Below are 9,385 nucleotides of genomic sequence, written 5' to 3' on the forward strand. Positions count from 1 at the left end.
ACCACCCCCCCCCCCCCCGGGGGGGTGGGCCCCCGCGGCCCCGCGCCGGGGGGGGGGCCCCCCCCCCGCGCCCCCCCCCGCCTTCGGTACCGGGATACGTCAAGAGGACCGCAACCCTTGGGCTGCGGTCCTCTTGACGGTGCTGTCGATCATTGTGTCCGAGGGGGGACTTGAACCCCCACGCCCGATAAAGGGCACTAGCACCTCAAGCTAGCGCGTCTGCCATTCCGCCACCCGGACCAGGTGTCTGTCGCCCGGCCGAGGGTGTTCCCCGCGGCGACATGGACAACAATACCAAGGTTTCAGAGTGCCCTTCACCTGCATATCCGCGCCCCCGGAGCGGGTCCGCGGCATGTGGTGGGGGTGCGCCTAGAGTCCTCACCATGGGTGACCGGACGAGTACCTGGGGTTTGCGGGAGGGGCGGCGGCCTAGGGCGCTGTCACCGTTGCGGGAGCATCTGCGGGACAGCTTCTGGTTCGCGCCCACCGCGGCCATGGTGCTGGTCTTCGTGGTGTGGGCGGCGGCGTCCGAACTCGACACCGCGCTCGTCGACGCGCTGCGGGACGAGGGTGACTACGACACCATCGACGATCTGCTGCGGCTGGCCGACGACGCGAAGACCGTGGTGACGGCCGTCAGCTCGGCGATGATGACCTTCATCGGTGTGGTCTTCAGCATCTCGCTGGTGGCCGTGCAGATGGCGAGCGGGCAGTTCAGCCCGCGCGTGGTGCGGATCTTCGTGCGCAGCCGGATCACCAAGGCCACCTTCGCCGTCTTCCTCTCGACGTTCCTGCTGTCGCTCCTCGTGCTGACCTCGTACGAGAGCCAGGCCGAGGCCCGATCGGTCACCGCCGTCCCCCTGGTGCAGTCGGTCCTGACGCTGACGATGCTGGGGCTGAGCCTCCTGCTCTTCGTGCTGTACGTGAACCAGACGCTGCGGCTCATGCGGATCAGCCACGTCATCGACCGCATCACCAAGGAGGCGTTCAAGGTCGTCGCGCGGATGCCGGTCGGCCACACGGCCGGGGAGGAGGCGGCGCTCGGTCCCGAGACCGCCCGGGTCCCCCATCGCGGGCGGGCTGGCGTCCTGCGGGACGTGGACATCGCCCGACTGGTGAAGGCCGCCCGTCGGCAGGGCGTGGTCCTGCGGCTGATCCCGCGGATCGGGGACTTCGTCGTACCCGGCACGCCCCTGCTCTCCGTCCACGGAGGCAGCGCCCCCTCGGTACGGTCGCTGAGCCACACCGTGTCCGTCGGTGTGGAGCGCACCTTCCACCAGGACTTCGCGTTCGGGCTGCGGCAGCTGTCCGACATCGGGCTGCGGGCGCTGTCGGCCGCGGTGAACGACCCGACCACCGCCGTGCAGGCGATCGACCGCATCGTGCACTTCCTGTCCGCCGTCGCCCCGCGTCCCCTCGACACGGCGCTCCATCGCGACCGGCGAGGGGAGGTGCGGCTGGTGCAGCCCGTGCCGGGCTGGACGGAGCTGGTCGATCTCGGGTTCGCCGAGATCAGGGGGTGCGCGGTGGGCAGCCCCCAGGTCACCCGGCGCATCCTCGCGGCGCTCGACGATCTGGCCATGATCGCTCCTCCGGACCGCCGTGAGCCGCTGCTCCGGCATCGCGCCCTGCTCACCGAGGCCGTGGAACGCGCCGTGCCCGAGGCCTCGGACCGCGCTTTCGCCCTGCGGCCGGACCGGCAGGGCATCGGGTGACATCCTCCCCGGCCCGGAGGCCGGGGAGTCCCGCCCGCACCTGGCCGGTCGGCCGGCGGCTTCGGGTGGGTGCCCGCTTCTTCCGCACGGGGGCGCGGGGTGCGCGCCGCTCACGGCTCACGGCTCACGGCTCACGGCTCACGGCATCAAGTGGTACTCCGGGAAGTTGCCCGGCAGGCGTTCGTCCGCCGGGCCCTGGGTGACCGCGCGCACGAGCAGTTCGCCGCCCACGAAGGCGCCGCGCCAGGAGGCGCCGAAGCCGCCGAAGAGTTCGTCGCGGTCACCCCGGGAGCGGGGCCTGCCGTGGCCGACCTTGAACGCGCGGATCTGCGGGGCGAGGCGGGCGTACGTCGCCTCGTCGTCCGTGGACAGCGTGGCGACCAGCGCGCCGTTCGACGCGTTCATCGCGGCCAGCAGTTCGGCCTCGGTGTCGACCAGGACGATGGTGTCGACCGGGCCGAAGGGTTCCGCGTGGTGCAGGGGCGAGGAGGGGGGCGGGTTGAGGAGGGTGACGGGCTGGACGTACGCCGATGTGTCCTGGCCGGGCAGGAAGCGGCTGTGGGACGGCTTGCCGCGGTACAGCGGGACGGCGCCCCGGTCGATGGCCTCGGCCACCTGGTCGTTCAGTTCCTTGGCCTTGGCCGCGTTGATGACCGGGCCGAAGTCGAGGGAGGGGAACGGGTCGCCCGGGTGCTCGACCGCGAGCGGATGGCCGGTCCGCAGGGTGCGGACGGCCGGGAGGTACGCGGCGAGGAAGTCGTCGAAGAGGAGGCGCTGGACGACGAAGCGGGGGTAGGCCGTGCAGCGCTGCTTGCCGTAGTCGAAGAGCTTGGGGACGACCGCCGTCAGGGCGTCCCAGTCGGTGAAGTTCCAGACGCCCCAGGTGTTGAGCCCCTCCTGTTCGAGGACGTGCCGCTTGCCGAGGTCGGCGACGGCGGTGGCCACGGCCGCGCCGGTGTCCCGGCCGCCGACGAAGGAGACGCAGCCGATCTCGGGCGCGCGCACGAGCGCCTCCGACAGTTCGCCGCCGCTGCCGCTGACCAGCGTGACGGGGATGCCCTCGCGTGCGGCGAGCGCGCAGGCCAGGGTCAGGCAGGCGACACCGCCGTCGGTCGGGGTCTTGGCGATGACCGCGTTGCCGGCGAGCGCCTGGACCAGCAGCGCGTGGACGAGCACGCTCATCGGGTAGTTCCAGCTGGCGATGTTGGAGACGGGTCCGTCGAGCGGGGCCCGTCCTTCCACCATGGGCTCGATGCCGTCGACGTACCAGCGCACCCCGTCGATCGCGCGGTCCACGTCGGCCTGGGCGAGCCGCCAGGGCTTGCCGATCTCCCGGACCAGCAGGAGGGCGAGCAGCTCGCGGTGTTCGGTGAGCGCGTCGAGGGTCGCGGCCACGCGCGCCCGGCGTTCCGGGAGGGGCACGTGGCGCCAGGCCCGGTGCTGGTCGAGGGAGGCGCGGACGGCCCGCCGGGCGGTGGCGCCGTCGAGTCGTGGCGGTCCCGCCACGGGGCCCCCGTCGACGGGGCTGGTCGCGGGCAGCGCCCGGCCGTCCGCCTGCCAGCCGGAGTTCCAGAGGTTGAGGACCCGGTCGTCGCGGAACGCCTCGGGGGCGGTGGCGAGGCACCGCCGCCAGGCGTCGGCCCAGGACGTGCCGGACTTCAGGACGAGGGGGGTGGGACGGGAAGCGGCGGGGCCGGGGGGCGGGTGATCGGGATCGCGAGGGTCGGGGTCGAGGATCGCCATGGGTGTCTCCGCTCTCGGTGCACAGTCGGGGGCGGGGGCCCGGCTCCTGCCGGGCGGCGGGCCGCACGGGCCCGCGCGAGCAGTCGTCGCGTACGTGGGGAGGGAAGGTAGTGGGGTCGGGAGGTTTCCGACAGTCACGTCACTCTAACTATGAGTGACGTCACTCCGGGGTGCCGCAGGGGCCAGCCGGGCCATGACCAGCCGGGCCGTCTCGGTCGGTGTTCCGCCCACCGGCACACCGGCCGCCTCCAGGGCCGCCTTCTTGGCCCGGGCGGTGCCCGAGGAGCCGGAGACGATGGCACCGGCGTGCCCCATGGTCCGGCCCTCGGGGGCGGTGAATCCGGCGATGTAACCGACGACCGGCTTGGTGACGTGATCGCGGACGTACGCGGCCGCCCGCTCCTCGGCGTCTCCGCCGATCTCCCCGATGAGCACGATCAGTTCGGTGTCGGGGTCTTCCTCGAAGGCCGCCAGGCAGTCGATGTGGGAGGTGCCGACGACGGGGTCCCCGCCGATGCCGACACAGGTCGAGAAGCCGATGTCCCGCAGTTCGTACATGAGTTGGTAGGTGAGCGTGCCGGACTTGGAGACCAGGCCGATGCGCCCCGGCCTGGTGATGTCCGCCGGGATGATGCCCGCGTTGGACTGTCCGGGGCTGATGAGACCGGGGCAGTTGGGGCCGATGACGCGCGTGCCCCTGGCGGCGGCACGGGCGCGGAAGGCGACGGAGTCGTGGACGGGGACGCCCTCGGTGATGACGACGGCCAGGGCGATCCCGGCGTCGACGGCCTCCTCCACGGCCGTACGGGCGAACGCGGGCGGCACGAAGACGACGCTCACGTCGGCGCCGGTCGCCTCGATCCCCTCGCGCACCGACCCGAAGACGGGGACGGACACGGCCCGGGTGGAACCTTCCCGGCGCTCGGGACCCTGTGAGCCCCCTGGCGCCACTGAGCCCTCCGGATGCCGGGGGACGTCGAAGTCGACGGTCCGGCCGGCCTTGCGCGGGTTGACGCCGCCGACGACGTCCGTGCCGGCCGCGAGCATCCGCCAGGTGTGTTTCATGCCCTCGCCGCCGGTCATGCCCTGGACGAGGATCTTGGACTTGCTGGTGAGGAAGATGGCCATGTCCCGCTCCTTCAACTGGTGTCGGCCAGCCGGGCGGCCAGCCGGGCCGCGTCGTCCATGGTGGTGGCCTGCCGCACCAAGGGGTGCGCGCGGTGGTCGAGGACGGCACGACCGCGTACGGCGTTGTTGCCGTCGAGCCGGACGACGATCGGCTTGGTCGGCGCCACGGCGTCCAGGGCCCGCACGATGCCGTCGGCGACCGCGTCGCAGGCGGTGATGCCGCCGAAGACGTTGACGAGGACGGACCTGACGTCCGGGTCGGAGAGGACGACGGACAGGCCGTCGGACATGACCCGCGCGGAGGCCCCGCCGCCGATGTCGAGGAAGTCGGCGGGGCGGGCCCCGCAGCCGGCGACCACGTCGAGGGTCGCCATGACCAGGCCCGCGCCGTTCCCGATGACGCCGACCTCGCCGTCCAGCTTCACGTAGTTGAGGCCCTTGGCCGCGGCGCTCGCCTCCAGCGGATCGTCGTGCGAGTCGCCGTCGTCGCCCCAACGCGTCTGCCGGAAGCGGGCGTTGTCGTCGAGCGTGACCTTGCCGTCGAGCGCCACGAGCTGCCCCCGGGTGGTGCGGACGAGCGGGTTCACCTCGACGAGGAGGGCGTCCTCGCGCGTGAGCACCCGCCAGAGCCGTATCAGGATGTCGGCGGTCCGCGGCGGCAGTCCCGCGGCCCGTACGATCTCGTCCGCCTTGGCCGGGGTGACGCCCTCCGCCGGGTCCACGGGGATCCGCGCCACCGACTCCGGCCTGTTCGCGGCCACTTCCTCGATCTCCGTGCCGCCCTCGGCCGAGGCGATCGCGAGAAAGTGTCCCGCGGCCCGGTCCAGGACGTACGAGACGTAGAACTCGCTCTCGATGTCGACGGGCTCGGCCAGCATCACCGAACGGACCGGGTGGCCCTTGATGTCCATGCCGAGGATCCGTCGTGCCGTCCGTTCGGCGGCGGCGGGGTCCTCGGCGAGCCGGACTCCGCCCGCCTTGCCGCGTCCGCCGGTCCTGACCTGCGCCTTCACGACGACGCGGCCGCCCAGCCGGCGGGCGATGTCACGCGCCGCCGCGGGTGAGTCGGCGACCTCGGCGCGTGGCACCAAGATGCCGTGTTCCTCGAAGAGTTGGCGCGCCTGATGCTCGTACAGGTCCACGTTTCCGCTCCTGTCCTGAAAGTGGTGCACGACCCCTGGACATCACCCATCGGATGCGGGATAACAATCTTCATACAGTATTCGTCGACTGTATGCAATGTACGAACCTTGCCCTCCGTCGACGGCAGCGGGGCGGCTCGAGGCAACGGACAAGTGAGGTGACCTGTGACGACCAAGGCTCTCGAAGGCATCCGCGTCCTGGACATGACGCACGTTCAGTCCGGGCCGTCCGCGACCCAGTTGATGGCCTGGCTCGGCGCCGACGTGGTCAAACTGGAGGCGCCGTCGGGTGACATCACCCGCGCCCAACTGCGGGACATCCCGGACGCCGACTCCCTCTACTTCACCATGCTCAACAGCAACAAGCGCAGCATCACCCTCAACACCAAGACGGAGCGCGGCAAACAGCTCCTGACCGAGCTGATCCGCCGCTCGGACGTCATGGTGGAGAACTTCGGCCCCGGCGCGATCGACCGCATGGGCTTCACCTGGGACCGGATCCGGGAGATCAACCCACGGATCGTCTACGCCTCCATCAAGGGCTTCGGGGACGGTCCGTACACCGACTTCAAGGCGTACGAGGTGGTCGCGCAGGCCATGGGCGGCTCCATGTCCACCACCGGTTTCGAGGACGGGCCGCCGATGGCCACCGGCGCCCAGATCGGGGACTCCGGAACCGGCGTCCACGTCGTCGCCGCCATCCTCGCCGCGCTCCTCCAGCGCACCCGCACCGGACGCGGGCAGCGTGTCAACGTCGCCATGCAGCACGCCGTCCTCAACCTCTGCCGGGTCAAACTGCGCGATCAGCAGCGGCTCGCCCACGGGCCGCTCGCCGAGTACCCCAACGAGGACTTCGGCGACGAGGTCCCGCGCTCCGGCAACGCCTCCGGCGGCGGCCAGCCCGGCTGGGCCGTACGGTGCGCGCCCGGCGGCCCCAACGACTACGTCTACGTCATCGTCCAGCCCCCCGGCTGGAAACCGATCACCCGGCTGATCGGCCGGCCCGAACTCGGCGACGACCCCGAATGGGCCACTCCCGCCGCCCGGTTGCCCAAGCTCGCGAAGATGTTCCAGCTCATCGAGGAGTGGACCGGCACCCTGCCCAAATGGCAGGTGCTGGAGCAGCTCAACGCCCAGAACATCCCGTGCGGACCGATCCTGTCCACCAAGGAGATCATCGAGGACGCCTCGCTGGCCGCCGACGGCATGGTCGTCGAGGTCGAGCACCCCGAGCGCGGCTCGTACGTCACCGTCGGCAGTCCGCTCAAACTCTCCGACTCCCCCGTCGACATCACCGCGTCCCCGCTGCTCGGCGAGCACAACGAGGAGATCTACATCGGTGAACTCGGCCTCGGCGACGAGGAACTGCGGCTGCTCAGGTCGGGCGGGGTGATCTGAGATGGCGGACCGGGACCGGACGGCGAGGGTGCGGGCGCTCCTCGACCGCGTGCGCGCCGAGGGGCGGACCGCGCTGACGGCGCCCGAGGGCAAGCGGATCGCCGACGCCTACGGGATCGCCGTGCCCGGCGAGGAGGTCGCCCGCGACGAGGACGAGGCCGTGGCCCACGCGGAACGGTTCGGCGGCCCCGTGGTGATGAAGATCGTCTCCCCCGACATCTCGCACAAGACGGACGCCGGCGGGGTGATCGTCGGCGTCGAGGGTGCGGCGGACGTACGGGCCGCCTTCCGCACGATCGTCGAGAACGCGCGGGCGTACGACCCCGGCGCCCGCGTCGACGGTGTCCAGGTGCAGGAACTGCTCCCGCCGGGACAGGAGGTCATCGTCGGGGCGGTGACCGACCCGACGTTCGGGAAGGTCGTCGCCTTCGGACTGGGCGGGGTGCTCGTCGAGGTGCTCAAGGACGTCACCTTCCGCCTCGCGCCGGTGAACACCGACGAGGCCCTGTCGATGCTGGACTCGATCCGCGCGGCGGAGATCCTGCGCGGTGTGCGCGGCGCCCCGCCCGTGGACCGCGGGGCGCTCGCCGAACAGATCCTGCGGGTGTCCGAACTCGTCGCGGACTTCCCCGAGATCGCGGAGGTGGATCTCAACCCGGTGATCGCCACCCCCGAGGGCGCGGTCGCCGCGGACATCCGCGTGGTCCTGGCCGAGAGCGTCCCGGCCGAGCGCCGCCGGTACACCCGGGCGGAGATCCTCGCCTCGATGGACCGGCTGATGCGGCCCAGGTCGATCGCGGTGATCGGCGCCTCCGACGTACCGGGCAAGATCGGTCACGCGGTGCTCCGCAATCTCGTCGACGGGGGCTTCACGGGCGAGATCCACCCGGTGAACCCGCGGGCCGACGACATCCAGGGCCGCAAGGCGTACGCGAGCGTCGCGGACATCCCCGGAGAGGTGGACGTCGCGGTCTTCGCCGTCCCCGCCCGCGCGGTGGCCCGGGCCCTGGAGGAGGTGGGGCGCAAGAACATCCCCAACGCGGTGCTGATCCCCTCCGGGTTCGCGGAGACCGGTGAGCACGAGCTCCAGGCCGAACTCGTGGCCATCGGCGAGCGGTACGGGGTCAGGCTGCTCGGGCCGAACATCTACGGCTACTACTCGACCTGGCAGGACGTGTGCGCCACCTTCTGCACGCCGTACGACGTGAAGGGCGGTGTCGCGCTCACCTCGCAGTCCGGGGGCATCGGCATGGCCGTCCTGGGGTTCGCGCGCACCACGAAGACGGGTGTGTCGGCGATCGTCGGGCTCGGCAACAAGTCCGACCTGGACGAGGACGACCTGCTCACCTGGTTCGGCGAGGACCCGAACACGCGGTGCGTCGCGATGCACCTGGAGGACCTCAAGGACGGCCGCGCCTTCGTGGAGGCGGCCCGCGCCACGGTCCCGACGAAACCGGTCGTCGTCCTGAAGGCCGGCCGTACCGCCGCCGGCGCGCGGGCCGCGAGCTCGCACACCGGAGCCCTCGCGGGCGACGACGCCGTGTACGACGACATCCTGCGGCAGGCCGGTGTCATCAGGGCTCCCGGGCTGAACGACATGCTGGAGTACGCCCGTGCCCTGCCGGTGCTTCCGGCTCCCCGGGGCGACAACGTCGTGATCATCACGGGTGCGGGCGGCAGCGGTGTCCTGCTCTCCGACGCGGTGACCGACAACGGGCTGTCCCTGATGGAGATCCCGCCGGACCTCGACGCGTCCTTCAGGGAGTTCATCCCGCCGTTCGGGGCCGCGGGCAACCCGGTGGACATCACCGGGGGCGAACCGCCGTCGACGTACGAGGCGACGATCCGCCTCGGCCTGACGGACCCACGCGTCCACGCGCTCGTGCTCGGCTACTGGCACACCGTCGTGACCCCTCCCATGGTCTTCGCCGAACTCACCGCGCGCGTCGTGGCCGAGTTCCGTGAACGCGGGATCGAGAAGCCCGTGGTGGCGTCGCTCGCGGGTGACGTCGAGGTCGAGGAGGCCTGCCGGTACCTGTACGAGCGGGGGGTCGTGGCCTACCCGTACACGACCGAGACGCCGGTGGCCGTACTCGGCGCGAAGTACCGCTGGGCCCGCGCGGCGGGCCTGTTGGGGGGCCGCTCATGACATGAGTGTGCGCGGGGGGGGGCGCCGGGGGGGGGGGGGGCCCCCCCGGCCCCCGGAGGGGCGCCGAGGGCAGTTTGCGGGGGGGGGGTGGACAAGGTTGGTAAGCACGG

6 protein-coding genes and 1 tRNA gene are annotated in these 9,385 nt (G+C 71.8%); 3 read left to right on the forward strand and 4 right to left on the reverse strand.

What is annotated here, in order from left to right:
- Nucleotides 1-155: 155 nt before the first annotated feature.
- A tRNA-Leu gene (locus tag ACFYW7_RS14405) sits at nucleotides 156-240 on the reverse strand.
- Between the two features lie 143 nt (nucleotides 241-383).
- Here ACFYW7_RS14405 and ACFYW7_RS14410 point away from each other — a divergent pair.
- Nucleotides 384-1,715 carry a DUF2254 domain-containing protein gene (locus tag ACFYW7_RS14410; RefSeq protein WP_389501787.1) on the forward strand — a complete coding sequence of 444 codons (1,332 nt, stop codon included), beginning with the start codon at nucleotides 384-386 and terminating at the stop codon, nucleotides 1,713-1,715.
- A 138-nt stretch (nucleotides 1,716-1,853) separates the two neighbouring features.
- Here ACFYW7_RS14410 and ACFYW7_RS14415 read toward each other — a convergent pair whose 3' ends face one another.
- From ACFYW7_RS14415 to sucC, 3 genes are all read right to left on the reverse strand, one after another.
- A complete protein-coding gene (locus ACFYW7_RS14415) occupies nucleotides 1,854-3,458 on the reverse strand; it encodes an aldehyde dehydrogenase family protein (RefSeq protein WP_389501789.1) in 1,605 nt (534 codons plus the stop codon).
- A 144-nt stretch (nucleotides 3,459-3,602) separates the two neighbouring features.
- Nucleotides 3,603-4,586, reverse strand: coding sequence for a succinate--CoA ligase subunit alpha (gene sucD, locus ACFYW7_RS14420; protein ID WP_389501791.1), 984 nt, complete (start codon nucleotides 4,584-4,586; stop codon nucleotides 3,603-3,605).
- 11 nt (nucleotides 4,587-4,597) lie between these two features.
- Nucleotides 4,598-5,728 (reverse strand): ADP-forming succinate--CoA ligase subunit beta, encoded by a 1,131-nt coding sequence (gene sucC / locus ACFYW7_RS14425; RefSeq protein WP_389501793.1) that lies wholly within the window; start codon nucleotides 5,726-5,728, stop codon nucleotides 4,598-4,600.
- A gap of 165 nt (nucleotides 5,729-5,893) precedes the next feature.
- Between sucC and frc the strand changes: the two genes are divergently transcribed.
- Both frc and ACFYW7_RS14435 read left to right on the forward strand, forming a co-directional pair.
- A complete protein-coding gene (gene frc / locus ACFYW7_RS14430; RefSeq protein WP_389501795.1) occupies nucleotides 5,894-7,126 on the forward strand; it encodes a formyl-CoA transferase in 1,233 nt (410 codons plus the stop codon).
- A gap of 1 nt (nucleotide 7,127) precedes the next feature.
- Nucleotides 7,128-9,275 carry an acetate--CoA ligase family protein gene (locus ACFYW7_RS14435; protein ID WP_389501797.1) on the forward strand — a complete coding sequence of 716 codons (2,148 nt, stop codon included), beginning with the start codon at nucleotides 7,128-7,130 and terminating at the stop codon, nucleotides 9,273-9,275.
- The last annotated feature ends 110 nt before the right edge of the window (nucleotides 9,276-9,385 follow it).

It is taken from the genome of Streptomyces sp. NPDC002580, from assembly GCF_042889485.1.
Lineage (GTDB): Bacteria > Actinomycetota > Actinomycetes > Streptomycetales > Streptomycetaceae > Streptomyces.

Excerpts from the sequence above, each read along its gene's own strand:
- ACFYW7_RS14435 (WP_389501797.1), top strand. The coding sequence starts at position 7,128 with ATGGCGGACCGGGACCGGACGGCGAGGGTGCGGGCGCTCCTCGACCGC.
- ACFYW7_RS14415 (WP_389501789.1), bottom strand. The coding sequence starts at position 3,458 with ATGGCGATCCTCGACCCCGACCCTCGCGATCCCGATCACCCGCCCCCC.
- sucD (WP_389501791.1), bottom strand. The coding sequence starts at position 4,586 with ATGGCCATCTTCCTCACCAGCAAGTCCAAGATCCTCGTCCAGGGCATG.
- ACFYW7_RS14410 (WP_389501787.1), top strand. The coding sequence starts at position 384 with ATGGGTGACCGGACGAGTACCTGGGGTTTGCGGGAGGGGCGGCGGCCT.